Genomic DNA, 23524 nt, shown 5'->3' on the forward strand with positions numbered 1-23524 from the left:
CATGACGGTCGAATCTGAAACAAGTTCAGCATGACGTAGAGGGAGATTTTTCTGACTTTTGAATTGCATTTTGGAGCGTCACCCTGAACTTGTTTCAGGGTCTTTATGGCTTGGTTCTTCTTTTAAGAGTGATGCTGAAACAAGTTCAGCATGACGAATAGAAAGTTCAGCATGGTTTGACTAAAAAATAAACCCTCCGAAAATCAACTTTTCGGAGGGTTCATATTTATTGGAAAATCCTGTACTAAATACTCAATTCTAAGTACTCACTACTATAAATGGATCACTTCATCGTAGGCGTCAGCAACCGCTTCCATCACCGCTTCACTCATGGTTGGGTGAGGGTGGATGGCTTTTAATACTTCATGACCTGTAGTTTCAAGTTTACGTCCCAGCACGGCTTCAGCGATCATATCGGTAACTCCGGCACCAATCATGTGGCAACCTAACCATTCTCCGTATTTCGCGTCAAAGATCACTTTTACGAATCCGTCAGGAGTACCTGCAGCTTTGGCTTTTCCGGAAGCTGAGAATGGGAATTTCCCAATCTTCAATTCATATCCTGCTTCCTTGGCTTGCTTTTCGGTCATCCCTACAGAAGCGATCTCAGGCGTAGCATACGTACATCCCGGAATATTTCCGTAGTCGATAGGCTCAACATTCATTCCTTTGATCTTCTCTACGCAGGTGATCCCTTCCGCAGAAGCAACATGTGCTAGTGCAGGTCCGGGAACCGCGTCTCCAATAGCGTAGATTCCCTGAACATTTGTTTGATAAAAGTCATTTACAAGGATCTTATCTCTGTCTGTCTTAATACCTAATTCTTCAAGACCAATGTTTTCAATGTTGGTTTTGATACCTACAGCAGAAAGAACGATATCTGCCTCAAGAGTTTCTTCTCCTTTTTTGGTCTTAACCTTCGCTTTTACAGTCTTTCCTGAAGTATCAACGCTCTCAACGGAAGAGTTGGTCATTACTTTAATTCCGGCTTTTTTGAAGCTGCGTTCAAATTGCTTTGAAACCTCTTCGTCCTCAAGAGGCACCAGGTTTGGAAGGAATTCAACGATGGTAACCTCGGTTCCCATGCTCTTATAGAAGTGCGCAAATTCAACGCCAATCGCTCCTGAACCAACCACGATCATAGATTTTGGTTGCTTTTCAAGGGTCATAGCCTCACGGTAACCTATCACTTTCTTACCATCCTGCGGAAGGTTTGGAAGTTCTCTTGAACGAGCCCCGGTTGCTATAATGATATGATCTGCGGAATACTCTGTAGTCTTATCGTCTTTACCGGTAACGGCAACTTTTTTACCCGGCTTCAATTTTCCGAAGCCTTCGATCACATCGATCTTGTTCTTCTTCATAAGGAACTGAACACCTTTGCTCATTCCTTCAGCCACATTACGACTGCGTTTTATTACTGCGCCAAAATCTTTTTCTACATTATCAACTTTAAGTCCGTAGTCTTCAGCGTGATTTAAATAGTCAAATACCTGTGCGCTTTTCAAAAGCGCTTTTGTAGGAATACAACCCCAGTTAAGGCACACTCCACCCAGGTTTTCCTTTTCAATGATAGCGGTTTTAAAACCTAACTGTGAAGCTCTGATGGCAGTAACATATCCACCCGGGCCACTTCCTAAAACAATGATATCGTATTTACTCATATTTGGAAATTTTTGTAACTAAATTTAAGACAGCGAATTTACGGAATTTAAGGTTAAACCGAAAGTTTAATGAAGGCAGGAATCTCAAAAGGAATCTTCAAATTATTTTTTAACCCCTCGAACAAAAAAAAATCCTTTCTCCATAAAAGGAAAAAGGATTTATAATGTCATTGTCAAAACTTTCTAGTCCAGGTCAAGAGAAGGGATCTCCTGATTGGTATAATTCATAGCTGACATAACAGCATTGTAATCAGAAACATCCAGGCTACTGTTCTGAGCCATTTCAGCCGGAATGATAGCCACTCTGAAAACCTGATCATCTGTAAAAGCGGCAGAAAGATCTTCTAAAGGTACGCTGGCGGCCAGAAAGATACTGACATCAAAGAAGGTATAATCGTAATTATACTGCATGGTTTCTCCCCCTTCTAAATAATAGGTTTGAGGGATTAATCTCCATATCTCCACTGGTTCTCCACCTGCTTCGCCATCCTCACCGACCTTTAGATAGACTAAAACCACGTCGGTTTCAAATACTTCCACGTCGGTAAAATCAGAATATTCTGCGAAAAGGGTATATTCATTTGCAGCCGTGAAATCGTCCTGAATGTCAAAAACAGTTCCTATCAAGCCATCTACTCCTGCCGGTCCCTGAGGCCCTTGTGGTCCCGGAGGGCCCATTGGTCCATCGTCTCCTGAACAGGAGGCGAGGCTAAAAGCTAGTACACTAAGTAAAAAATAGATTTTTTTCATAATTATTTATTTTTAGATTCGAATTCAATACTTGCCGAGTTCACGCAGTAACGTTGACCCGTTTGTGTAAGGCCGTCATCGAAAACATGGCCTAAGTGACTGCCGCAATTGGCACATAATATTTCAGTTCTTAACATCCCATGGGTTCTGTCCTGCGCATATTCAATGCTTCCTTCGATCGCATCATCAAAGCTGGGCCAGCCGCAATTACTTTCAAATTTTTGATCACTTTCAAAAAGTTTCGCATTGCAAGCCGCACAGTGATATTCCCCGTTCTGAAAATGCAAATTATATTTTCCCGAATGAGGGACTTCAGTACCTTTTTGGCGAAGAACTCTGTATTGTTCTTCGGAGAGTTTTTCCCGCCATTCTGCCTCGGAATGCTCAATTGGATATTTTTTTGTCATGTTGATTTTATTTCTTTTAAAGTTACTTAAGACAGAACGGGAGTCGTCTTAAACAATTTGTAATTTTTTAAGCACACCTCTATTTAGTGTCGGGAATGAACTTCATCGCGATACCATTGATACAATGGCGCCTCCCGGTAGTCTCTTTGGGCCCATCGTTAAACACATGTCCCAGGTGACCTCCGCAATTGGCGCAAGCTACCTCTGTTGCTTTTACGCCATTGATTCGGTCAGGACGGTAATCGACATTCTCTTCATTAATGGGGCGGTCAAAACTGGGCCAACCGGTTCCACTGTCAAACTTGTTTTTGGTTCTGTATAATGGATTTTCACAAGCAGCGCAAACAAAAGTTCCGGGCTCGTCAATATCATTTAAGGGGCTTGAAAAAGGAGGTTCGGTTCCGCCTTTACGCAAGATCTGGAATTCCTGCGGACTTAATTCTGCTTTCCATTCGGCTTCGGTTTTGGAAAGCGGATATTCTTTATTCTTCTCATCCTGCGCATTTCCATTACAGCCAAAAATGAGAACAGTCAAAAATAATAGCAGTAATTGTTTCATCGGATTTGTTTTTCGAAACCAGAACAAGAACTATACCGAAAGAAAATGAATGATTTTGTTAATTACTTTTTGATTTCCCAAAATCCGACGATGGCCAAGATCTTCCGTTACAAAGAGTTCCCCGTTTTCAAGACTTTCCACGATCTCGTGCGCCGAACTAATATGCACATCAACATCCTGCTCATCATGGACCACCAGGGTAGGTATATGGACATCTTTTGCTGAAACCGCCCCGGAGTAGTTATCCATATCTTCCCCGAATTTAGTGTCGAAATACTGTTTCATTTTTTTGGCGACCTTCTCGTTCATTTTCATGTGATGCGCGAACTCCCTTGTAATATGGGTCACACTGTTGGCAGTTCCAATAATGACAAGTTTTTTAATTTCCATCCCGTCCTTTACAGCTTTTAAAGAAGCCATTCCGCCAAGAGAATGGCCTATAGCAGCTTCAAAAGGGCCGTAATTTTTGTCCAGAAATTGAATGGTCTCTATAAAAAAAGGCATCATACTCCATTTTCCCGGAGCTTTACCGTGTGCAGGAGCGTCAAAGCTTACAACACTATAACCGTGACTTATTAATTCTTCTGCCATAACGGCCAATTGGGTGCCTCGTCCACTCCAGCCATGTGCAAGTAGAATTTTCTTTGGGGAATCTCCGTATTCATATACTATGACCTCCCGGTTGATAGACGGTACGGTAAGTTTTGTCTGTTTACTTTTTTCATCCATTTCTTTTTCCCGTTCAGGGAGTTTATATCTAAAGGGAGTTAGAAAAAGCTTTGCTGCAAAGCGACTTGCAAGAAAAGGACTTATGAAAGTGAGGATTTTCCCTATTACTAAAATGTAATTGGGAACTAATAAACGTTGTACAGGGATCTTATCTTTTTTGGTCTTGGTCATGGGTTGGTAATATTCCCGCAAGTTAAACATTTTAGTCGCTTCAGGATACTGTGAAACCGCTGGATTGCGAATTTGGCAGGTATTTTGTTAAACCTAAATTAAAGCCTTAAGTTGACAGGAGTTGATTTATTAACTTTAACAAAAACCTATTATTATGAGAATAAAACAGATTACAATAGTATTTAGCGTTTTTCTCCTGGTTATGGCTTGTAAAACCAATCCATTCACCGGAGAGAAGAATCTTAATTTCTATCCTAATTCCCAAATCTTCCCAGCTGCATTTCAACAATACAACCAGGTGTTGTCTGAAAATGAGATTGTAACAGGAACAGCAGAATCCAGAATGATCAAGAATGTAGGGCAGAAGATCGCCACTGCTTCTAAAAGGTATCTTGACGCCAATGGCTACCAGGGATATCTTGATGATTATAAATGGGAGTTTAGTTTAATAAAGGACGACCAGGTCAATGCGTGGGCAATGCCGGGTGGAAAGATCGCATTTTACACCGGGATCATGCCTATTGCCAAGGATGAAGCCGGAGTGGCCGCTATTATGGCTCACGAGGTTGCTCACGCCCTGGCAGATCACGGTGCGCAACGTATGAGTGCCGCCCAGTTGCAACAATTAGGGGCTGTGGCAGGAAATGTAGCTCTTAGCGGAAAAAGTGATGAGACACGCCAGATCTTTAATACAGCTTATGGACTAGGTTCTACGGTAGGAGTGATGCTTCCTTTTAGCAGAGGACATGAATCTGAAGCTGATAGGATTGGTCTTACTCTTATGGCTATCGCAGGGTATGAACCGTTGGAAGCTGCTGAACTTTGGAAAAGAATGCAGGCTCAATCTAAAGGTCAGGCTCCACCTGAATTCTTAAGTACACACCCTTCTTCAGATACCAGAATTAGAAATATTGAGAAGTGGGCTCCTGAAGCCAGGGCGGAAGCCAGAAAATATGGAGTTACGAACTTTCAGCGATAAATTATAAAAACACTATTTTAGGAGCTGCCAAAATTGGCAGCTCTTTTAATTTATCCCTGTATGAAAAGACTCCCCAAAGGAAATAAGAAATTGCTCAATGCCTGGGCTTTCTATGACTGGGCCAATTCAGTTTACAGCCTGGTGATAGCTTCCACGATCTTCCCTATTTTTTATGGAGCTCTCACCATCGTAAAAAATGAGCAGGAAGAAATTATTTCTGATACTGTGCATTTTATGGGGTTTCAATTCAATAATGACTCCCTGATAAGTTATGTAACCGCCCTGGCTTTTTTAATGGTCGCTATTATGAGTCCGTTTCTTTCAGGAATAGCAGATTATGTAGGGAATAAAAAGAACTTTTTGAAGTTCTTTTGTTATTTGGGATCCATTTCCTGTATTGGACTTTTCTGGTTCAATCTGGAGGAGCTCTGGTTTGGGCTTACCTGCTATTTTTTTGCCCTGGTTGGCTTCTGGGCCAGCCTGGTTTTCTATAACTCATACCTGCCTGATATTGCATTTCCGGAGCAACAAGACAAGGTGAGCGCAAAGGGATTTTCAATGGGATATATAGGCAGTGTGGTTCTTTTGATCCTTTGTTTAGTAATGATCATGAAATATGAGTGGTTCGGGTTTGAAGGCAAAGGTTTTCCAACGCGTCTTTCATTTGTATTGACTGGATTATGGTGGATGGGTTTCAGCCAGATCACTTACTATTACCTTCCGAAGGGAAATAAAAAGCAGAAGCTTACCAACGATATTCTTTTCAATGGATTTAGGGAGTTAAAGAAAATATGGCATTCTCTTCAGCACAATCCTCAGCTTAAAAAATACCTGAGAGCCTTCTTTGTGTATAGTATGGCAGTTCAAACCGTGATGTTGATCGCTACTTATTTTGGGATCGAGGAAGTGAACTGGTCGGGACAAGATGCTACCACCGGATTAATAGTTAGTATTTTGCTTATACAATTGGTAGCCATTCTTGGGGCGACCATTACTTCAAGAATATCAGCACGGCTGGGGAATATAACCACTCTGATTATTGTCAATATAATCTGGATTGGGATATGTGTGTACGCATTTTTTGTTAAGACTCCGTTTCAATTCTATATAGCTGCAGGGCTGGTGGGTCTTGTAATGGGAGGTATTCAAACCTTATCACGATCTACCTATTCTAAAATGATCCCTGAAGGCACTATTGATACTGCCAGTTTTTTCAGTTTTTATGATGTTTCAGAAAAGATAGGGATTGTAATTGGTATGGTGCTCTACGGATTGGTAGCTGAGGTCTTCGGAAGCATTCGGTTTTCAATACTTTTTCTAACCGGTTTCTTCCTGATTGGGGTGATCTTGTTGATGAGAGTTCCGAGGGAACATCTGGAGCCAAAAGAAGAAACGGCTTAAAATGTAATGTTGCACCGTAAGCCGTCTCCATATGTATAGGGTATTTCTATCTTTTGGTAATACTACCGCTGCCCATAGTTCTAAAATTTTCTTTTTTTGGATTACCTCTATATTCGATATCTCCTGAACCCGGCGTTTTGGCTGAAAGTTCTTCGGAAGCATACACCTGGATGTCACCTGATCCTAATACAGTGGCACTTACAGTTGCGCTCTTAAAATTAAAAGCGCTAATATCACCTGACCCTGTCACTTTGCAATCAAAGTTTTCGGCGCTTCCCTTAAGTTCGATATCTCCCGAACCGGTAACTCCTGCCGTGGCATCTTTGGCGGTAACAAATAGTTTGACATCTCCTGAACCAACGATCTTGATTTCAAAATTTTTGGATCTGATCTCATCTGCAGAATAAATATCTCCCGAACCGGTTAGTGTCACAGCATCCAGGCTTTCAAACGGAACAACTACTTTTATTTCCATATTGCGAGAAGGATCCAGTCTGTAACCTTTTTCCACCCGTATCTTCAAGGAATTGCCTTCAACTTCAGTAATAATATGTTTCAGTAGGTTTTCTTCGGCTTCAATTTTCAGGTTGCCTTCTTTGCCTGCTACCAGCTGCACGTCCATGCTCCCTAATAATGAAACTCTGTCGTAGTCTGAAACCGTTCTGGATTCAGTGGTCATATTACCATTCCCGTTAACCTCTTCTGTTCCGCTCCACCATTGAGCCTGAGTAGGAGTGAAGAAAAAGACTGCTAATACGATACTTGTGATTAATTTTTTCATGTTTTGATAATTTTTGATTGATTGATGATATTTGAAATTTTGATTACTGAAACCTCACTCCTCCGTAGCTGGAGTTGATAGTAATAGTTCCGCCGGTATTTCCGTTGATATGGAATCCCTCAAAGTAGTTATCACTTCCCGATTGATTTCGTTTATTTACGGTGAAGCCATTTCCGTCTAGTCCTTTTACGCTTCCGTAAGAGGTATTCACGTCAAAACTGAATGGGGATTCACGGTCATAACCAAGTTTAATCGATGTATAATCACTTTTAATATTGACCTTTTTCATGCTTCCCATGATCCTGTCAATTGACAGCGAGCCGTAATCCATATTTATATCGGCGGTACTGTATAACATTCCAAGGTCGATTCCCAGGTAGTCTCCGGAACCTGAAATATTTTTCACCTTATCCACTTTTAAAGAGCCGTAGTCATTGTTGTATTTCAGGTTGACCACTTTTCTAAAGCGAGCATCAGTATAGTCTGCTGCCAGGTCAATAGAACCGGCGTTGTCAATGGTGAATTCGGAATAGTCTGCCCTGATTTTAGCTCTTTTCACGACATCGATAGAACTGTTTCGGGTATAATCAAAATTGAGGTAATTATTTTTTCCGTTCAGTTCGCCTATGAGGAACTTTCCGTAGTCACAGGAAAGTTTTAGGTCACCTTCCAGTTTATCCAGGTTGATACTTCCGTAGTCATTTGAAATATTCATGTTGTTGGTCACGGGAGCTTTAACAATGTAATTTATTTCCATATTCACATTACTGCTGCTTCCAAAAAGAGCGCTAATCCATGATGAATTTGATTTTTCAAATATCGTTTTGGCAGTCACCCCGTCACTGTTCTGGTTGAAGATTACATCAATATCATCCAGACGTTCCTTTACCTTTTCCTCATCATTACCATTGGTCTTGATGATCACTTGGATCTCCACACGATTCTGCTCCCAGGTTTCCACATCGATATTTCCGTAGCTGTTATCTAAAGACAAGAGGTCATTCGCGGAAACCGTGTATTCTTTTTTTATCTTTTTTTCCTTTGTATATTTTCCTTTATACTCATTGGACGCACAGGAGATTGCCGGCACCAGAAGCAGTGCTATGAGGATGTTATATAATTGTGCTTTCATGGCTTGTGTGTTTTAGGGTGTTTATAGTTTCTACTTTTTCAAGTACTGTTTTTAAAAGGTCGATCCTTTGCTGAAAGTTGGTGATCATAGCGTAGATAACTCGCTTGTCCTGACCACTTTTCCCAAGATCTTTTTTTAGTTGCTGGTAATCTTTCTCAAGTATTTCCAATTGATTTAAGGCGTCTTCTATAACCGCTTCGGTTTCAGGAGTTTTTTGTTCCTGCAGGTTCTCAAGTTCAGTTTTGATGACCGAGGCATAGAAGTCCTGTGTTTGTTTCATTTCAGGGGAAACATTGGCTAATTCCTGCTGGGTGGTAAATGGGTTGCTCAATAATCCCTGAAAGATGAGGAAGGCCACCAGAAAGCTCGCTGCGATCGCCATTACAGGACCCCAAAGGGAAATCACTCCAGATCTTTTGGATCTCTTAGCCTTATTCTGTTGCTGAAGTTTTTGACGGAATCTTTCCTCATGATCTGTTGCCGGTTGTGCAATATCAAAGTCCAGTTCGTCAAAAAGGTCTTTTAGGTTATCAGTTTTCATAGCTCATAAGTTTTTTCCGAAGGCTTTCTTTCGCCCTTGAAATTGTTGTTCTGCAGTTTGCGTATGATATGTTCAGGATCTCACAGATCTCCTCGTAATCGTACCCCTCTATCAAATGAAGGGTTAGAGCGACCCTGTAATTTTCCTTTAAAGAATCTAAGGTCTTCAGTATCATTTTAACCTTCGGATTTTTTTCTTCTTCGTCGGAAGCGATTCCTGATTCATCATCTACTGCGTTTTTAAACTGGTCATTGTAAGAGACCTCCTGATATTTAATTTTCTTGTTGTACACATTAATGCTCTGGTTCACTACGATCTTTTTAAGCCAGGCCCCAAATGTGGAGGTGCCTTCATACGTATCGAGTTTGGTAAAAGCCTTGAGGAAACATTCCTGCATGATATCTTCAGCTTCCGCCGAATGTTTTACAATGCGATATGCGGCATTAAACATGGCCTTGCTGTATTTCTTATAGACCATCATCTGGGCACGCTCATCCCCGAGCCGGCATTTATCCAAAAGCTCATCAATATGTGTTGTGGTTAGTGTCAAAATATCAATGCTTTACTATAAAGATGGAGTTATTTTTAATTTGTTACACTTTTAAAAAAAATTCTTTTAAAAATCTTACGTTACGTTGGCATAACAATTGAATTAATGCAGGTAATACCTGCTATAACCCCCTGTTTTTCAGGTTTTGTAAAGGTAATAAAGCAGATCAATTAGAATGTATAAACAACTGCAGTGACAGTTTGACTTAAAAAAATATAATGGGCAGAACAAAATTTACAGATCTTGACAGTCTGTCATTACAAGGAATAGATGAAGATGCGGAATTAATTCCCTTAATGACCCCCGAAGACGAAGAAGAAATAAATAAAGAAAACCTCCCGGAAGAATTACCTATACTTCCATTAAGAAACACCGTTCTGTTTCCAGGAGTGGTGATACCTATTACGGCCGGTCGTGATACTTCCATCAAGCTTATCAATGAAGCTAATAGTGATAGTAAAGTAATTGGGGTGGTTTCTCAAAAAGATGAAAAAGTTGAGAATCCTACCGCTAATGACATCAATAAGATTGGGGTAGTTGCAAGAATTCTTAGGGTGTTGAAAATGCCTGATGGGAATACTACTGTCATCATTCAGGGTAAAAAACGTTTCGAGGTGACCGAAGTGATCGCTGAAAAGCCTTATATGAAGGCCAGGATCAAAGAGGTGCCGGAAGCAAGACCGGCGGTGGATAATGAAGAATTTTCTGCGATCATTGACTCCATAAAAGATCTTGCGCTTCAGATCATTAAGAATAGCCCGAATATTCCTTCGGAAGCATCTTTCGCTATCCAGAATATTGAGAGCCCTTCCTTCTTGATCAATTTTGTTTCTTCTAACATGAACCTTTCCGTAGAGGAAAAACAGAAGTTGCTGGAGACAAACAACCTGAAGGACCGCGCACTGTCCACCTTGAAATTTATGAATATGGAATATCATAAGCTCGAGCTTAAAAATGATATTCAAAGCAAGGTGCAAAGTGACATGAGTCAGCAGCAGCGGGAATATTTCCTGCAGCAGCAAATGAAGACCATTCAGGAAGAATTGGGCGGAGTTTCTCATGAAGGGGAGTTGGAAGAAATGAGGGCGCGCGCCAAAAAGAAAAAGTGGCCTGAGAACATTCAGAAACATTTTGAAAAAGAACTTTCAAAAATGCAGCGAATGAATCCGCAGGTGGCCGAATATTCTATTCAACGCAATTACCTGGATCTCTTTCTGGATCTTCCGTGGAGTAAATTCAGTAAAGATAAGTTCGATCTAAAAAGGGCTCAAAAGATCCTTGACCGTGACCACTATGGTCTTGAAGATGTTAAGAAAAGGATCATTGAATATTTGGCGGTTCTTAAGATCAGGAATGACATGAAATCGCCGATCCTGTGTCTATATGGGCCTCCGGGAGTTGGTAAAACCAGTCTGGGTAGATCTATCGCTGAAGCGCTAGGCAGGGAGTATGTGCGTGTTTCTTTAGGTGGCCTTCGTGATGAAGCTGAAATTAGAGGCCACCGTAAGACATATATTGGTGCCATGCCCGGAAGAATTGTTCAGAGCTTGAAAAAGGCCGGTACAAGTAACCCTGTATTTGTCCTGGATGAGATCGATAAATTAAGTGTAGGTCATAGCGGAGATCCTTCTTCAGCTTTACTTGAGGTGTTGGATCCTGAGCAAAACAGTGAATTCCATGATAACTTCCTGGAGATGCCTTATGATCTCTCAAAGGTAATGTTCATCGCCACTGCCAATAACCTGGGAACCATTCAGCCGGCATTAAGAGACCGAATGGAGATCATCAATGTAACAGGATATACTATTGAGGAGAAGGTAGAGATCGCTAAACAACACCTGGTGCCTAAGCAATTGAAGGAACACGGGCTTTCCAAGGAAAATCTTAAGATAGGAAAGAAGCAACTTGAAAAGATAGTTGAGGGATATACCAGAGAATCCGGGGTTCGTAGTCTAGAAAAGCAGATCGCCAAGATGGTGAGATATGCAGCCAAGAGTATTGCCATGGAAGAGGAGTATAATGTGAAGATCACCGATGAAGATATTATAGAGGTGCTTGGGAGCCCAAAAATGGAGCGTGATAAATATGAGGATAATGAAACTGCCGGAGTGGTGACAGGTTTGGCCTGGACCCAGGTTGGTGGTGATATTCTCTTTATTGAATCAATTCTTTCAAAAGGAAAAGGCGCCTTGAACATTACAGGAAACCTTGGTAAGGTAATGAAGGAATCGGCTACCATCGCTTTGGAATATATTAAAGGTAATGCCGGGGAGCTTGGGATAGATCCTGAAGTGATCGAGAAGTATAATGTTCATATTCACGTGCCTGAAGGTGCGACACCAAAAGATGGTCCAAGTGCAGGTATTACCATGCTGACTTCTTTGGTTTCGTTGTACACCCAAAAGAAAGTGAAAAAGAGTATCGCCATGACCGGTGAGATAACTCTACGCGGAAAAGTACTTCCGGTGGGAGGTATTAAGGAAAAGATCCTTGCAGCCAAGAGAGCTCATATTAAAGAGATCATTCTTTGCGAAGAAAACCGAAGAGATATAGAAGAAATTAAAGAGGAATATTTAAAAGGTCTTAAATTTCACTATGTAAAGGAAATGAAAGAGGTAATTGATATTGCTATTCTGAAAGAAAAGGTGAAAAATCCGAAGAAATTATAATTTAAGTTATCAGCCCCCGGAACTTCCGGGGGTTTTTGTTTACTATTATTTCTTTCAATAGTGACCCAATTCCCTATTTTTGCAAAACGATTCAGAAGAGCCAATGAGGATTGTCGCTCACCAATCTTGATACCTTATATATGACAAAAAAGATCACCATCGCGATAGACGGATTTTCATCAACCGGAAAAAGTACGGTAGCCAAACAACTTGCTAAAGAACTAGGCTATGTGTATGTAGATACCGGGGCAATGTATCGTGCGGTAACCTTATATGCACTTCGGAAAAATTATATTTCTGAAGGTCATTTTGATCATAATGCATTGGTGGCCGATCTGGAACTCATTAAACTGAAGTTCATTTTCAACCCTGAAGTCGGTTTTGGGGAAATGTACCTGAACAATGAGAAGGTAGAAAAGGAGATCAGGCAAATGGAGGTTTCCCAGTATGTAAGTAAGGTGGCGGCCATTCCCGAAGTAAGGGAAATGCTGGTTGCTCAACAGCAGGAGATGGGTAAGGAAAAAGGGATCGTAATGGATGGCCGTGATATTGGTACCGTGGTATTCCCAGATGCCGAACTTAAGATCTTTATGACCGCTTCAGCCGAAGAGCGAGCGCAAAGAAGATTTAAGGAGTTAAGTGAAAGAGGGGATGAGGTAACTTATAAGGAGGTTTTGCAAAATGTGCAGGAAAGAGATCATCTTGATACTACCCGTGAGGATTCACCTTTAGTAAAAGCAGAAGATGCTGTCGAGATCGATAATTCTCATCTCACCTTGTCAGGTCAATTTGAGAAGATCCTGGAGCTTTACAATTCGGCGATTAACAATTAACAATTAGCAATGAACAGTTATTTGCTATAACTGCTATTTTCCACATCTGTCAGGTCGAGCTAAGTCGAGACCTTCATCTCAATAAACCCCTCGACTCCGCTCGGGGAGACAGTTTCTCGCAACCGGTAACCCCAAACGGCAACTCGCAATGGGCTTCGACCTTTCGGCTGTCACCGGCTCAGTCTGACAGTTGCAATAGAAAACTGAGAACAGAAAACCGATAACCTGCAACTATCCAACCTCTTCAGGATCAAATTTTTGATAATTGTTTATTGACAATTGTTAATTGTAATAAATAGTTGTATTTTTGCACTCCTTTTAGCAATACCCGGAGGAGTAAAAGGGTTGAAAATCAATATTATAAACACTTCTGTGTTCTTTTATTGCAGAATTTCTTCCGAAGAATACAGGATACAAATTAATTATCAGCAATGGCTGAAGAAAACAAAAACCAAGAAGTTCAGGAAGTAGCTGGGATGGATACTGCATCTCAACCTGAGACTGCTGCACAACAGCAAAACCCTGAGCAATTCTTAAAAGAATTCAACTGGCACAACTACGAAGAAGGAATTGATCCTATCGACGACCAGAAGCTGGAAGAATTTGAGAAGCTTGTAGCCGAGAATTTCGTTGACACTTTAGATGACGAAGTTACTACAGGAAAAGTGATCAACATTACAGATCGTGACGCGATCATCGACATCAACGCGAAGAGTGAAGGTGTTATTTCTTTGAACGAGTTCCGTTACAACCCGGATCTTAAAGTAGGAGATGAGGTTGAAGTATTGATCGATGTTCGTGAAGATGCTACAGGTCAATTGATCCTTTCTCACCGTAAGGCTCGTGTTATCATGGCATGGGATCGTGTGAACAAGGCTCATGATGAAGGTCTTATCGTTAATGGTTACGTTAAATGTCGTACCAAAGGTGGTATGATCGTAGATGTATTTGGTATTGAAGCTTTCCTTCCAGGTTCACAGATCGATGTGAAGCCAATTAGGGATTACGATGCATACGTAGGTAAAACAATGGAATTCAAAGTGGTTAAGATCAACCACGAATTCAAGAACGTTGTTGTATCTCACAAAGCGCTTATCGAAGCAGATATCGAAGAGCAGAAAAAAGAAATTATCGGGCAGCTTGAAAAAGGTCAGGTACTTGAAGGTACTGTTAAGAACATCACTTCTTACGGTGTATTCGTTGACCTTGGAGGTGTTGATGGACTTATCCACATCACTGATCTTAGCTGGTCAAGAATCAACCATCCAAATGAGATCGTTGAACTTGATCAAAAACTGAACGTTGTTATCCTTGACTTTGATGAGGCTAAAACAAGAATTCAGTTAGGTCTTAAGCAGCTTAGCAAACACCCATGGGAAGCTCTTGATGAGAACCTTAAAGTTGGTGACAATGTAAAAGGTAAAGTAGTTGTGATCGCAGATTACGGTGCATTTATCGAAGTTGCTGAAGGTGTTGAAGGTCTTATCCACGTTTCTGAAATGTCATGGAGTACTCACCTGCGCTCAGCTCAGGACTTCGTGAACGTTGGAGATGAGGTTGAGGCACAGATCCTTACTTTAGATCGTGAAGACAGAAAAATGTCTCTTGGTATCAAGCAATTGACTCAAGATCCATGGACTGATATCACCTCTAAGTACCCTGTTGGTTCTAGACACACTGGTATCGTTCGTAACTTCACTAACTTCGGAGTATTCGTAGAGTTGGAAGAAGGTATCGACGGACTTATTTACATCTCTGATCTTTCTTGGACTAAGAAGATCAAGCATCCATCAGAATTTACTAACGTAGGTGATAAACTTGACGTTGTTGTTCTTGAACTAGATGTTGAAGGGCGTAAATTAAGTTTAGGTCACAAACAAACTGAATCTAACCCTTGGGACAAATACGAAACTGATTTTGCTGTAGGTACTACTCACACAGCTGAAATTTCAGAGATCGTTGACAAAGGTGCGACAGTTGATTTTAATGAAGATATCACTGCATTCATTCCTACCCGTCACCTTGAAAAAGAGGATGGTAGCAAATTGAAGCAGGGAGAATCTGCAGAATTCCAGATCATTGAATTCAATAAAGAATTCAAGAGAGTGGTAGCATCTCACACTGCTATTCACAAGGAAGAAGAGCAACAAATCGTGAAGCAGGCTCAGAAGAAAGCTGCTGCACAACAAGCTCAGAACAGCACCACTATGGGTGATGTGAACGCAGAACTTCAAGCATTGAAAGACAAAATGGAAGGGAAGAGTTAATTCCTGAAATTTTAAATAATGAAAACCTCCTTAGGCAACTAAGGAGGTTTTTTTTATGCCTTTTTTTTAAACGTAATTTTAAGCATTCTTTGGCACCCTGGTATTGCAGAATTTCTTCGGAAGCTGTATTTTAAAGCAAACTTTTTGATATGATCAAGACGATACTTTTTAAGAACCGCCCCGCCGGTAAACCTTCCACTTCAAATTTTGAATTGATCACTGAGGATGATCCTAAACCGGCAGAAGGAGAAGTACTTCTTAAGTCTCTTTATATCTCTGTTGACCCATATCTCCGCGGAAGAATGCGGGACCAGAAATCATATATTGAACCCTTTAAGCTGAACGAGCCATTAGAATCTAATGTGGTTGCTGAAGTGGTGGAATCTAATAATTCCAACTTCCAAAAAGGGGAATTTGTAAGTGGCATGTTGAAATGGAAAGAACTTCAAACTTCCAAAGGCAGTGGTCTGAATAAAGTTCATAAAGAACTGGCGCCTCTTTCCGCATTTTTAGGAGTACTGGGGCTAACCGGATTAACCGCCCATTTGGGACTGGAGAAAATAGGTCATCCTAAAGAAGGAGAAACCCTGGTCGTTTCGGGAGCGGCAGGAGCAGTAGGAAGCATCGTTGGTCAAATAGGAAAGATCAAAGGTTGTCGTGTTATTGGAATCGCCGGCACCGATGAAAAAGTCGAGCACATAAAGCAGGAATTCGGGTTTGATGTGGGTATTAATTATAACTCCACCAAAGATATGAAGCAAGCCATTGCTGAAGCCTGTCCTGGTGGAGTTGATGTATATTTTGATAATGTAGGCGGGGAAATTCTGGATGCGGTGCTTCAAAATGTCAACAAAGATGCACGGATCATTAATTGCGGTGCCATTTCCCTTTATAATGAAACTGAAGTTCCTATGGGACCACGACCTGAAGGAATTCTTATTAAAAATACAGTTTTAATGCAGGGTTTTTTGGTGCGAGACCATGTAAAAGATTTCGGTTCGTCGCTTCAACAGTTAGGATCCTGGATTAAGGAGGGTAAATTGAAATATGACGAGACAGTGGTGGAAGGATTTGATAAACTGCCTGAAGCATTCATCGGATTGTTCGAAGGTAAGAATACCGGTAAAATGGTAGTCAAGATCTAGCTAAATTCATTGAATTCACGGTTAAGAACTTTTTCATGTACTTCGAGGTCCTGAATAGTGTGTAGAACGAACACAATCTTTTTAACCTTTTTTAATCCTGATGCCATTTTGAGAATGGTGTCAAATGCCACCGAAGCCGCTTCTTCAAGTGGGTATCCGAATATCCCTGTTGAAATGGCAGGAAAAGCTATGGATTCTATATTGTTTTGTTCAGCAAGTTTCAATGCGTTTGAATAGCAATTTGATAGCAGCTTATCCTCAGGCTTATCTTTACCGTAAACAGGTCCCAAACAGTGGATAACATAATCATTTGGGAGATCGTAACCTTTCGTGATCACTGCTTCTCCTGGTTTTATGGGTGCCATCGGACGGGCTACTTTTGCGAGTTCCGGGCCGGCGGCCCTGTGAATTGCGCCTGCCACCCCGCCGCCGGTTGTCAATTGAGCATTTGCTGCATTAACTACTGCTTCGCAATCTTTTTGGTTAACAATATCTCCCTGCCGACAAATAATCCTGACACCTGCTATTTCCTTTTCCATGGTCCTTAATTTCAGTTACTTTAAAAATAATGAAATTTTACCTTTTCCGGAATAGCTAAGAAATGACCTAAAAACAAAACAGCCTTCCCGAATGGAAAGGCTGTTTTATTACAAGCAGAGGAAAGGAAAATATTAATACCTTCTTCTTTGCCTGTTATTATTTCTGTTGTTTGATTTCGGTGCTTTTTCCGGTGATGCGTTAGGATCCATTGGATAAGGATGTTCATCTACAACCGGGATCTTGATAGCTGCCAGTTTTTCGATATCCTTTAATTCTTTGCGTTCGTCAGCGGCGCAGAAAGAAATAGCCATTCCTTCATTTCCGGCACGACCTGTTCGACCAATTCTATGAACATAAGTTTCCGGAACATTCGGAAGGTCGAAATTAAAGACGTGCTTAAGTTCATCGATATCAATTCCTCTTGCAGCGATGTCAGTAGCAACCAGAACGTTCAGGTTTCCGTTCTTAAAGTTCTTCAAAGCATTCTGCCTTGAATTTTGACTTTTATTTCCGTGGATCGCAGCAGATTTTATTTTGGCCTTATCAAGAAACCTTGCCACCTTATCAGCTCCGTGTTTAGTACGGGTAAACACCAGTGCGGTAGAAATTCCATTCGATTCAAGTAAATGAAGCAACAATTTTCGCTTATCTGGTTTATTGGTAAAATAAATTCGTTGCTGGATCTTATCAACTGTTGATGAAGGTGGTGTCACCTCTACCTTTGACGGATTTTTAAGCATCATGTTTGCCAGGCTCTGTATCTCTTCGGGCATGGTAGCCGAGAAGAAAAGCGTTTGTCGTTTTGTGGGTAAAACCTTGATCACTTTTTTCACATCGTGAATAAAGCCCATATCAAGCATTCTGTCAGCTTCGTCCAAAACGAATATTTCAAGCTGGCGAAGGTTAATAAAACCCTGGTTCATTAGGTCCAAAAGCCTTCCCGGTGTGGCAACTAAAATGTCGACCCCTCTTTTGAGCTTTGAAACTTGATTCACCTGAGAAACACCCCCAAATATTACAGAATGAGATAGGTTGGTGTATTTTCCGTAGGCTGCCAGACTCTCATCGATCTGGATAGCCAGCTCCCGGGTTGGAGTAAGAATAAGGGCTTTGATCCCTCTGTTTCCATTGTTTTTTTCAGCCAGTATCTGTAAAAGCGGAATCGAAAAAGCCGCAGTTTTACCGGTTCCTGTTTGTGCAACCCCTAAAATGTCATTTCCCTGTAACACCAGGGGAATAGCTTGTTTTTGGATTGGAGTAGGAGTAGTGTAGCCCTGAGCATCTAAAGCCTTCAGGATAGGCTGTGTTAATTTTAAATTTTTAAAAGACATTCAATATGTATATGTGAAATGCTGGAAAAGACGTTGCATTTTCTGAAACAGCTCGTGGATTTTCATTCTAAACCGGCTTACAACCTGCCGTGTTTTTATGTAAAGAAGAGTACAAAGATAAGCTTTTTATCTTCTAATACTACATTAGTCAAAAACCGGGCCGTGAAAACGGCTATTTGATAATGACTTCATACTTATCTAAAAGCCCAGAAATATTGGTAGTTGAAAAAGTAGCTTTCTTGATATTATTGTTTTCCGGGTCAAGGGATAAATTATAAGCTGTTTCCATATCTGCATTTTCGAGAATGGTGTGGTCAAAGATTACCTCCTTTAAATTACAGTCACTAAAAATACTATTTGATAGATCAGCTTCGGTAAAATCAGCCTGTTCTAAAGTACAGTTTAAGAAGTTTGTTCCTTTTAGTTTAAGACCGAAAAATGAAGAGAAATTAAGCTGACAGTCCTTAAAAGAAAAAGATAATAGAATAGGGTTGCAAGCCTCAAATTTTAGTCCGAGCAACTTACAATTTGTGAATCGACACTCCTGAACGGTCGTGCCTGTTAATGCTGCGTTACTCAGATCACAATTTTTGAATTCACATTCTGAAAAATTTGTATTGGTAAGATGAAGGTTGGATAGATCACATCCTATGAAATGACAATTGTCAAAATCAATTTTTGCGAGCTCATATCCTGCAAAAGTGATGTTCTCAAAAATTTCATCCCTGTAAAAGGGCAAATTTAAAAGCATTGTAGGTAATTAGCAGCCTTTGGGGCAAACCTTGTCATTGGCTTTAAGGTAAGCGACTCCTCCGGCAATATCCAGTTTAAGAGTGGTTGAACCAAGATCTGACGCTAAACGTCTCTTCCCGTGAAGGCGAAGTTCTTTAAACCCACTTATCGTAAATGTTTTGGTTTTACGATCATACACGATCTTATCTGCTTTCTCGATTTCTACAATGTCTGAAGCAAAGTGAACATTGCCAGTGAATTCAACGATCTGGCGACCATTGCGAAAAGAACTTTTATCTCCCGAAAAAACAACATCATCACCTTTAAACACTACGTGTCCTTCCTGTGCGAAAAGGCCTGTACTCATTAATGCGAACAATAATAGGAATAGTGGTTTCATAGTCTGGTTCTTAAGCAGCCAATATAATAAAAGTGTGTTAAAAACACTACCTATTCGGCTTCTTTTTGAGCGAATTGGGATAAAATTTTTGATCCATGTGTATTGAAAATAAAAATGAATTTCTCTTAATAATTTAAAAAATATATAAATAATCGGGTATTTAGGGGTTAAAATTAGGGATTTTTATCAAAGCTTTGGCTGTCCGTTAACCATAAGGAGAATTATTTATTTAAATATTGAGGTATATAAATTGATGAACAATAATCAAACCTATGAAAGTGGATAAAGATCTGATATACAGATTATTTAATTCGTTGATCGTCTTAAGTGTGATTCTTTTTGTGATCTATTCTTGTAATCCCGGAGAAGCCGAAATAGATTCAACAAACATTAAGTCAGAACGAAATGTTAAGGATACAGTGGCTATTCCGAAGAAGGTAGAAAAGGAACCGGCACTCGTTGTTACTTACCATATTGACTCGATGCAGACCAAAGCCAAAGTTGATAGTTTTAAAAACAAATACAGCCCAGAGCAACAGCACCTGATTTTTGCCTTGAACAGGGTAGACGCGAGAAGGCTTAATAAAGGGGATGTGCTAATTGTTCCTGACACTTTAACCGGTGACCTAATTGATTATTCTCCTTTTCCTAGAAATCTTGAAATTCTCGACTCAATTCCTCAAACTGTGCTTATTTCACAACGTGTTCAGGGAATTGCTTTATACGAGCATAGTAAACTGGTAAGATGGGGGCCTGTTAGTTCAGGGAAAAGATCTACTCCAACTCCTAACGGACTCCATTACGGAAATTTTAAGGCCCGAAAAAAGATTAGCACCATTAATCCGGACTGGTTGATGCCATACTATTTTAATTTCATGAATTTTGAAGGAGTTGGTGTACATGAATATTCAATGCCTGGTTTTCCTGCAAGTCATGCTTGCGTCCGACTTAGAAAGGAGGATGCCATGTATGTTTACGACTGGGCTGAACAATGGAAACTGAGTGATGACGCCAATACCATTCTTCAGAATGGTACTCCTTTTATGGTCTTTGGAAAATATGATTTTGAAAAGCCGGTTCCCTGGTTAAACCTTGCCAAGGATCATGAGGATAACCTCTTGACCTCTGTAGAAAAGGACACCTTACAGGCATATGTAAAAGCCTATTTTGAGGATGAGAGAAATTTTGCCAAACCTGAAGCTGAGAATGAACTACTTCTGCCTCCCGTAAACGAATTGGAGACAATAGAATAAAAAAAAGCCCGAAAGGGCTTTTTTTAGTAAGAACACTTCTAAAAATTAAATCGCTCTTTATAACTGATCAAAGCTTTTCCCAGGTCATCTTTTGCCTCCAGGAAAGGTATGTGTCCCACCTTACTTTCCCATAATAGCATTTTTGGAAAATTCACATCTTTATAATGATCTGGTCCAATCATCCAATCCTCGCTACCATAGAAAAATAGAACGGGCATTTCCATCTTATCAGTTAGATGTTTAAAATCGACCCAGAATTCGGGATTACTCATAGCGGCATTGCCAAAATCATAGTTCCAGTTAGGTATTCCTTCGTAAGTTTTATTCATGACCACTTCATTTTTTGGATCTTTATAAGCCATTTTCCAGAACACCTCATTTTCACGCAGTTTATTTCCAAAGTAGCCCATTCTTTCCATTACAGTCATGCTGTCAGTTTCACAGGAATCATATGATTCTCCCACAAATTCAGCGGCCTTTGGAAACCAGCTTTCGCAACATGTCTGACTGATGTTAAGGGTGCAGTTGATCATCAACATTCCTTTGTGAGCTTCCGGATATCTTTCAGCGTACCCCATTTGTAAAAGCCCTCCAAAAGAATGCCCCAGCGTTAACCAGCTTTCATATCCTAGAAATTCTCTAAGCTCCTCAAAATCCAAGGCCATTCGGTCCATAGAGAAATTTCCATCAGCAGGACTTTTGGATCGCCCTACGCCGCGTTGATCTAGATAAACTATGGTGAAATGTTCTTCCATAAATTTTCCGAAGAATTCCTCAAACCAATAACTACCCGATCCGGGACCTCCGTGTAAATATAGGAGAGGAGTGCCATTACCTTCTACTTTTACGTAAAGTTCTACCCCGTCTGATGTGGTGAATTTCTTTTCCTCTGCCACCATTGTGAAGCAGGTAAACAACAGCATTATTAACAAAAATCTTTTTTTCATTTTTTTGGCGGTTATTATTGAAACGCCCCGGCCGGGACCGGGGTTGGTTTCTGGTTCAAACAATTATTCTTTTTTATAACAGTCTATCCAGTGACTTTTCAATTGGATCTTTGTTACACGGTAACTGAAATTATTTTTCAGGAGTGGAACCCGGGGCATTCTTTGCGTCGTTTCCAGACCACTGTTCCATTACCTCAGGCGCAGGCCTGGCATTGTCACCTTCTCCATAAACAGTGGAACTGCCGTGAGTATAAAATGCTTCCCAATCTACTCCCTGTGGATCTGTGATCCAGCTCTTTTGAGATTTAGAATAACAACAAGTGCATTCACCTTCTTCCCGAACCGCACCTTTAGCTTGCTGCATACCTGCATAAATTTCCTTCAGTTCTGCCTCACTATCTGTTTGGAGCCCCAGGTGTTCGATTCCTGTTTCGGAATGGCCGGAAGAAATAGCATAGTTGATCCTGGGATCTTCCAGCATCCATTTGGCATAATCGGGTTTGATAAGGCTGGGTTGTGTATTGAATAAGGCAGTATAGAACTCAATACTTTCTTTTAGATCTTTAACTCTTACGTGTACGTGAAAGGTTTTCATTTGTATCAATTTTAAAGTTTCGCTATCAAGACTGCAGCGCTTCAAAAAAGACGCAAAAAAATTAAAAAAAAATCCCGCATAGAATTTTACTTCAAAGCGGGATCTTGGGTGTAGGGGGTACTGTTTAGCTAAAAGAAAGACTGTTTTCCAATTCTATAACAGGCTGAAGCAGCACTTCAGTCTTTAAAGAGTTAGTAATAAGACAGGCTTTTTCAGCCTTATGTAAGATCTTTTCAGCTTTTTCACGGTCTTCCTCATTTACAATGGTAAGTACCGGCTCTAAGATAACTTCAGACATGGCAAATTTTCCATCCACCTTGCTTAATTTTCCTTTTGCAGGACAGCTGAAATTCTTGAACTCAAGTTTAGAATTTTCAGCAATAGCGAGGAACGTGGTCATAAAACAACTGTTCACTGCAGCTGTGAATAAATGTTCGGGAGACCAGATTCCTGCCATTCCTTTTGGGAATTCCGGTGGGGTTGCCACTTCAATTTTTTGATTTAATTCAAGAGATGATATTTCTCCTTTTCGGTCAGATTTCCAATCGAGATCAACTTTATAATAATGCTCCATGAGTTTAGTGTTTTTATGGTTCTAAGTTAGAAGGCTTTTATGTCAATTTTTGTGATCTGCATCAGGTTCCACCTCACAGCTACCACCGGGACAATTTCCACCGGCACAACCAAATCCGAATAATCCCATGAGGCTAACATAGGAACCTAACGCAACTCCCCACCACTGGCCGGCCGAAAAAGCCTGGGCCAGTACAAGCACACCAATTGCGAGGTAAGCGCCGCGGGTAAAGGTCCACCCTGTTAAAAGCCTCTTTTTCATTATAGTTTATTTTGAAGGTTTCTCCATCCGCCACCGTTATACACATCTGTGAAGCCATTTGCCTGAAGGATGGATTTTGCCGAAGCACTTCGCATTCCAGAGGCACAGCAGGTGATGACGGTCTGGTGTTTATTTAATTTTTTTAGATTATTGGAAAGGCTGTTCAAAGGGATGTTTTTGGATCCTTTTATATGCCCTGAAGTATATTCCTTTTTTGTGCGGACGTCAATAATGACCCCTCCGTTTTTTATCATTTCTGAATATTCGGGTTGTTCTCCCAATCCGAATAAATTTTTAAGTGCAGTAAGCATAG

At 40.6% G+C, this 23524-nt stretch carries 25 protein-coding genes; 7 read left to right on the top strand and 18 right to left on the bottom strand.

The annotated features are described in order from the left end of the window. Positions 1 to 272 precede the first annotated feature (272 nt). The 5 genes from lpdA to ACFQ1G_RS00765 form a co-directional block, all read right to left on the bottom strand. Complete coding sequence (gene lpdA, locus ACFQ1G_RS00745; RefSeq protein ID WP_380736315.1) at positions 273 to 1664, bottom strand: dihydrolipoyl dehydrogenase; 1392 nt, start codon at positions 1662 to 1664, stop codon at positions 273 to 275. A 183-nt stretch (positions 1665 to 1847) separates the two neighbouring features. After that, positions 1848 to 2414, bottom strand: a complete 567-nt coding sequence (locus ACFQ1G_RS00750) for a collagen-like protein (protein ID WP_380736316.1) — start codon at positions 2412 to 2414, stop codon at positions 1848 to 1850. 2 nt (positions 2415 to 2416) lie between these two features. Then, positions 2417 to 2821 (bottom strand): peptide-methionine (R)-S-oxide reductase MsrB, encoded by a 405-nt coding sequence (gene msrB, locus ACFQ1G_RS00755; RefSeq protein ID WP_380736317.1) that lies wholly within the window; start codon positions 2819 to 2821, stop codon positions 2417 to 2419. A 79-nt stretch (positions 2822 to 2900) separates the two neighbouring features. Next, positions 2901 to 3380, bottom strand: a complete 480-nt coding sequence (msrB, locus tag ACFQ1G_RS00760) for a peptide-methionine (R)-S-oxide reductase MsrB (protein ID WP_380736318.1) — start codon at positions 3378 to 3380, stop codon at positions 2901 to 2903. Positions 3381 to 3410: 30 nt separating this feature from the next. Further along, a complete protein-coding gene (locus ACFQ1G_RS00765) occupies positions 3411 to 4310 on the bottom strand; it encodes an alpha/beta fold hydrolase (protein WP_380736319.1) in 900 nt (299 codons plus the stop codon). A 124-nt stretch (positions 4311 to 4434) separates the two neighbouring features. Between ACFQ1G_RS00765 and ACFQ1G_RS00770 the strand changes: the two genes are divergently transcribed. Further along, complete coding sequence (locus tag ACFQ1G_RS00770) at positions 4435 to 5259, top strand: M48 family metallopeptidase (RefSeq protein WP_380736320.1); 825 nt, start codon at positions 4435 to 4437, stop codon at positions 5257 to 5259. A gap of 60 nt (positions 5260 to 5319) precedes the next feature. Then, a complete protein-coding gene (locus tag ACFQ1G_RS00775) occupies positions 5320 to 6660 on the top strand; it encodes an MFS transporter (protein WP_380736321.1) in 1341 nt (446 codons plus the stop codon). Between the two features lie 46 nt (positions 6661 to 6706). On the opposite strand, the gene ACFQ1G_RS00780 is transcribed toward ACFQ1G_RS00775, so the two are convergent. Genes ACFQ1G_RS00780 through ACFQ1G_RS00795 form a run of 4 tightly spaced genes read right to left on the bottom strand, consistent with a single transcriptional unit; the run spans position 6707 to position 9664 of the window. Then, positions 6707 to 7441 (bottom strand): head GIN domain-containing protein, encoded by a 735-nt coding sequence (locus ACFQ1G_RS00780; RefSeq protein ID WP_380736322.1) that lies wholly within the window; start codon positions 7439 to 7441, stop codon positions 6707 to 6709. A 43-nt stretch (positions 7442 to 7484) separates the two neighbouring features. After that, positions 7485 to 8573, bottom strand: a complete 1089-nt coding sequence (locus ACFQ1G_RS00785) for a hypothetical protein (protein ID WP_380736323.1) — start codon at positions 8571 to 8573, stop codon at positions 7485 to 7487. Continuing rightward, complete coding sequence (locus tag ACFQ1G_RS00790) at positions 8554 to 9114, bottom strand: DUF4179 domain-containing protein (RefSeq protein WP_380736324.1); 561 nt, start codon at positions 9112 to 9114, stop codon at positions 8554 to 8556. Before ACFQ1G_RS00790 ends, ACFQ1G_RS00785 begins: the two co-directional genes overlap by 20 nt. Further along, positions 9104 to 9664 carry an RNA polymerase sigma factor gene (locus tag ACFQ1G_RS00795; RefSeq protein WP_380736325.1) on the bottom strand — a complete coding sequence of 187 codons (561 nt, stop codon included), beginning with the start codon at positions 9662 to 9664 and terminating at the stop codon, positions 9104 to 9106. The genes ACFQ1G_RS00790 and ACFQ1G_RS00795 overlap by 11 nt, the downstream gene beginning before the upstream one ends. Positions 9665 to 9882: 218 nt before the next feature. On the opposite strand from ACFQ1G_RS00795, the gene lon reads away from it, so the two are divergent. The 4 genes from lon (at position 9883) to ACFQ1G_RS00815 (ending at position 16578) form a co-directional block, all read left to right on the top strand. Beyond that, complete coding sequence (lon, locus tag ACFQ1G_RS00800; protein ID WP_380736326.1) at positions 9883 to 12333, top strand: endopeptidase La; 2451 nt, start codon at positions 9883 to 9885, stop codon at positions 12331 to 12333. Between the two features lie 140 nt (positions 12334 to 12473). Further along, the gene (gene cmk / locus ACFQ1G_RS00805) at positions 12474 to 13166 is read left to right on the top strand and encodes a (d)CMP kinase (protein WP_380736327.1); all 693 of its coding nucleotides are present in this window, start codon (positions 12474 to 12476) and stop codon (positions 13164 to 13166) included. Between the two features lie 431 nt (positions 13167 to 13597). Then, positions 13598 to 15433, top strand: coding sequence for a 30S ribosomal protein S1 (gene rpsA, locus ACFQ1G_RS00810; RefSeq protein ID WP_380736328.1), 1836 nt, complete (start codon positions 13598 to 13600; stop codon positions 15431 to 15433). A 149-nt stretch (positions 15434 to 15582) separates the two neighbouring features. Beyond that, on the top strand, positions 15583 to 16578 hold the full coding sequence (locus ACFQ1G_RS00815) for an NADP-dependent oxidoreductase (RefSeq protein WP_380736329.1): 996 nt from the start codon (positions 15583 to 15585) through the stop codon (positions 16576 to 16578). Here ACFQ1G_RS00815 and ACFQ1G_RS00820 read toward each other — a convergent pair. From ACFQ1G_RS00820 to ACFQ1G_RS00835, 4 genes are all read right to left on the bottom strand, one after another. After that, complete coding sequence (locus ACFQ1G_RS00820; protein WP_380736330.1) at positions 16575 to 17117, bottom strand: macro domain-containing protein; 543 nt, start codon at positions 17115 to 17117, stop codon at positions 16575 to 16577. The two genes, ACFQ1G_RS00815 and ACFQ1G_RS00820, sit on opposite strands and share 4 nt — an antisense overlap. Before the next feature lie 132 nt (positions 17118 to 17249). After that, complete coding sequence (locus ACFQ1G_RS00825) at positions 17250 to 18449, bottom strand: DEAD/DEAH box helicase (RefSeq protein WP_380736331.1); 1200 nt, start codon at positions 18447 to 18449, stop codon at positions 17250 to 17252. Positions 18450 to 18621: 172 nt separating this feature from the next. Beyond that, positions 18622 to 19200: a pentapeptide repeat-containing protein gene (locus ACFQ1G_RS00830; RefSeq protein WP_380736332.1), complete on the bottom strand. Its 579-nt coding sequence runs from the start codon at positions 19198 to 19200 to the stop codon at positions 18622 to 18624. 9 nt (positions 19201 to 19209) lie between these two features. Then, positions 19210 to 19581 carry a hypothetical protein gene (locus tag ACFQ1G_RS00835; RefSeq protein ID WP_380736333.1) on the bottom strand — a complete coding sequence of 124 codons (372 nt, stop codon included), beginning with the start codon at positions 19579 to 19581 and terminating at the stop codon, positions 19210 to 19212. A gap of 272 nt (positions 19582 to 19853) precedes the next feature. Here ACFQ1G_RS00835 and ACFQ1G_RS00840 point away from each other — a divergent pair, with 272 nt between their 5' ends. Then, the gene (locus tag ACFQ1G_RS00840; RefSeq protein WP_380736334.1) at positions 19854 to 20834 is read left to right on the top strand and encodes a L,D-transpeptidase; all 981 of its coding nucleotides are present in this window, start codon (positions 19854 to 19856) and stop codon (positions 20832 to 20834) included. Between the two features lie 38 nt (positions 20835 to 20872). Here the strand turns inward: ACFQ1G_RS00840 and ACFQ1G_RS00845 are convergent, their stop codons facing one another. The 5 genes from ACFQ1G_RS00845 to ACFQ1G_RS00865 form a co-directional block, all read right to left on the bottom strand. Then, a complete protein-coding gene (locus ACFQ1G_RS00845; RefSeq protein ID WP_380736335.1) occupies positions 20873 to 21781 on the bottom strand; it encodes an alpha/beta fold hydrolase in 909 nt (302 codons plus the stop codon). A gap of 130 nt (positions 21782 to 21911) precedes the next feature. Further along, positions 21912 to 22376: an ArsI/CadI family heavy metal resistance metalloenzyme gene (locus ACFQ1G_RS00850; RefSeq protein WP_380736337.1), complete on the bottom strand. Its 465-nt coding sequence runs from the start codon at positions 22374 to 22376 to the stop codon at positions 21912 to 21914. Between the two features lie 124 nt (positions 22377 to 22500). Then, entirely contained in the window at positions 22501 to 22950 is a 450-nt protein-coding gene (locus ACFQ1G_RS00855; protein ID WP_380736338.1) for an OsmC family protein, read from the bottom strand. 42 nt (positions 22951 to 22992) lie between these two features. Next, complete coding sequence (locus ACFQ1G_RS00860) at positions 22993 to 23211, bottom strand: hypothetical protein (RefSeq protein ID WP_380736340.1); 219 nt, start codon at positions 23209 to 23211, stop codon at positions 22993 to 22995. Continuing rightward, positions 23211 to 23522 carry a rhodanese-like domain-containing protein gene (locus ACFQ1G_RS00865; protein WP_380736341.1) on the bottom strand — a complete coding sequence of 104 codons (312 nt, stop codon included), beginning with the start codon at positions 23520 to 23522 and terminating at the stop codon, positions 23211 to 23213. The genes ACFQ1G_RS00860 and ACFQ1G_RS00865 overlap by 1 nt, the downstream gene beginning before the upstream one ends. Between the last annotated feature and the right edge of the window lie 2 nt (positions 23523 to 23524).

The organism is Salinimicrobium gaetbulicola, from assembly GCF_042676025.1.
Classification (GTDB): domain Bacteria; phylum Bacteroidota; class Bacteroidia; order Flavobacteriales; family Flavobacteriaceae; genus Salinimicrobium; species Salinimicrobium gaetbulicola.

Coding starts and splice junctions, on each gene's coding strand:
- lpdA (WP_380736315.1), bottom strand. CDS start 1,664: ATGAGTAAATACGATATCATTGTTTTAGGAAGTGGCCCGGGTGGATAT.
- ACFQ1G_RS00750 (WP_380736316.1), bottom strand. CDS start 2,414: ATGAAAAAAATCTATTTTTTACTTAGTGTACTAGCTTTTAGCCTCGCC.
- msrB (WP_380736317.1), bottom strand. CDS start 2,821: ATGACAAAAAAATATCCAATTGAGCATTCCGAGGCAGAATGGCGGGAA.
- msrB (WP_380736318.1), bottom strand. CDS start 3,380: ATGAAACAATTACTGCTATTATTTTTGACTGTTCTCATTTTTGGCTGT.
- ACFQ1G_RS00765 (WP_380736319.1), bottom strand. CDS start 4,310: ATGTTTAACTTGCGGGAATATTACCAACCCATGACCAAGACCAAAAAA.
- ACFQ1G_RS00770 (WP_380736320.1), top strand. CDS start 4,435: ATGAGAATAAAACAGATTACAATAGTATTTAGCGTTTTTCTCCTGGTT.
- ACFQ1G_RS00775 (WP_380736321.1), top strand. CDS start 5,320: ATGAAAAGACTCCCCAAAGGAAATAAGAAATTGCTCAATGCCTGGGCT.
- ACFQ1G_RS00780 (WP_380736322.1), bottom strand. CDS start 7,441: ATGAAAAAATTAATCACAAGTATCGTATTAGCAGTCTTTTTCTTCACT.
- ACFQ1G_RS00785 (WP_380736323.1), bottom strand. CDS start 8,573: ATGAAAGCACAATTATATAACATCCTCATAGCACTGCTTCTGGTGCCG.
- ACFQ1G_RS00790 (WP_380736324.1), bottom strand. CDS start 9,114: ATGAAAACTGATAACCTAAAAGACCTTTTTGACGAACTGGACTTTGAT.
- lon (WP_380736326.1), top strand. CDS start 9,883: ATGGGCAGAACAAAATTTACAGATCTTGACAGTCTGTCATTACAAGGA.
- cmk (WP_380736327.1), top strand. CDS start 12,474: ATGACAAAAAAGATCACCATCGCGATAGACGGATTTTCATCAACCGGA.
- rpsA (WP_380736328.1), top strand. CDS start 13,598: ATGGCTGAAGAAAACAAAAACCAAGAAGTTCAGGAAGTAGCTGGGATG.
- ACFQ1G_RS00815 (WP_380736329.1), top strand. CDS start 15,583: ATGATCAAGACGATACTTTTTAAGAACCGCCCCGCCGGTAAACCTTCC.
- ACFQ1G_RS00820 (WP_380736330.1), bottom strand. CDS start 17,117: ATGGAAAAGGAAATAGCAGGTGTCAGGATTATTTGTCGGCAGGGAGAT.
- ACFQ1G_RS00825 (WP_380736331.1), bottom strand. CDS start 18,449: ATGTCTTTTAAAAATTTAAAATTAACACAGCCTATCCTGAAGGCTTTA.
- ACFQ1G_RS00830 (WP_380736332.1), bottom strand. CDS start 19,200: ATGCTTTTAAATTTGCCCTTTTACAGGGATGAAATTTTTGAGAACATC.
- ACFQ1G_RS00835 (WP_380736333.1), bottom strand. CDS start 19,581: ATGAAACCACTATTCCTATTATTGTTCGCATTAATGAGTACAGGCCTT.
- ACFQ1G_RS00840 (WP_380736334.1), top strand. CDS start 19,854: ATGAAAGTGGATAAAGATCTGATATACAGATTATTTAATTCGTTGATC.
- ACFQ1G_RS00845 (WP_380736335.1), bottom strand. CDS start 21,781: ATGAAAAAAAGATTTTTGTTAATAATGCTGTTGTTTACCTGCTTCACA.
- ACFQ1G_RS00850 (WP_380736337.1), bottom strand. CDS start 22,376: ATGAAAACCTTTCACGTACACGTAAGAGTTAAAGATCTAAAAGAAAGT.
- ACFQ1G_RS00855 (WP_380736338.1), bottom strand. CDS start 22,950: ATGGAGCATTATTATAAAGTTGATCTCGATTGGAAATCTGACCGAAAA.
- ACFQ1G_RS00860 (WP_380736340.1), bottom strand. CDS start 23,211: ATGAAAAAGAGGCTTTTAACAGGGTGGACCTTTACCCGCGGCGCTTAC.
- ACFQ1G_RS00865 (WP_380736341.1), bottom strand. CDS start 23,522: ATGCTTACTGCACTTAAAAATTTATTCGGATTGGGAGAACAACCCGAA.